The sequence below is a fragment of the Streptomyces sp. 13-12-16 genome (assembly GCF_002114215.1).
GTDB lineage: Bacteria > Actinomycetota > Actinomycetes > Streptomycetales > Streptomycetaceae > Streptomyces.
The window spans coordinates 1-798 of sequence record NZ_NCTE01000969.1; the positions used below are offsets into that span (position 1 = coordinate 1).

1 protein-coding gene and 1 pseudogene are annotated in these 798 nt (G+C 72.1%); both read right to left on the reverse strand.

Annotated features, from left to right (window positions below):
* A pseudogene (locus tag B7767_RS33270) lies at positions 1–225 on the reverse strand (CDP-glycerol--poly(glycerophosphate) glycerophosphotransferase); the annotation flags it as partial.
* A 91-nt stretch (positions 226–316) separates the two neighbouring features.
* Positions 317–798, reverse strand: a 482-nt coding sequence (locus B7767_RS48570) for an ABC transporter ATP-binding protein (RefSeq protein WP_373408259.1), incomplete at its 5' end; no start/stop codon positions are given.

Genomic DNA, 798 nt, shown 5'->3' on the forward strand with positions numbered 1-798 from the left:
CCGCGCCGCCCCCGCCGCCCTGGCCGTCGCGTCGGGCGTGCCGTCGGGCAGGGGCAGCACCTGGACGTGCGGGGCGTGCCGCCGGGCGGTCTCGCGGGCCCAGTCGCCGACGGCGGCGACGACGACCTCGGTGTCCGGGAGGGGGTGGGCGGTGAGGGAGTCGAGCAGGCCGGTCAGGTGGTCCTGCGTGTTCGGCCCGTGGACGATGACGCTCAGCTCGGGCATCGCGGGGCTCCTTCGGCTGCTCGTCGCTCCGGACAGTCCTCTTCGGTCATATTGGCATCAATACGACGAAGAGGGCGCGCGGGCGTGGGCCTCAGGAGGGCACCGGCACCGCCTTCGGCCCGGGCTGCGGCTTGCGGGCCTTGGCCGTGCCTCCGGTGAACGCCTCGTACTCCTTGAGCACGTCCTCCGTCGGCCCGTCCATCAGCAGCTCGCCCCGCTCCAGCCAGAGCACGCGGTCGCAGGTGTCGCGGATCGACTTGTTGTTGTGGCTGACCAGGAACACCGTCCCCGCCCGCTCGCGCAGCTCCCGGATGCGGGCCTCGGAGCGCTTCTGGAAGGAGCGGTCGCCGGTGGCCAGCGCCTCGTCGACGAGGAGGACGTCGTGGTCCTTGGCGGCGGCGATGGAGAAGCGCAGCCGGGCCGCCATGCCGGAGGAGTAGGTGCGCATCGGCAGGGTGATGAAGTCGCCCTTCTCGTTGATCCCGGAGAAGTCGACGATCTCGTCGTAGCGTGCGCGGATCTCCTCGCGGGACATGCCCATGGCGAGCCCGCCGAGGTGGACGTTGCGCTCGC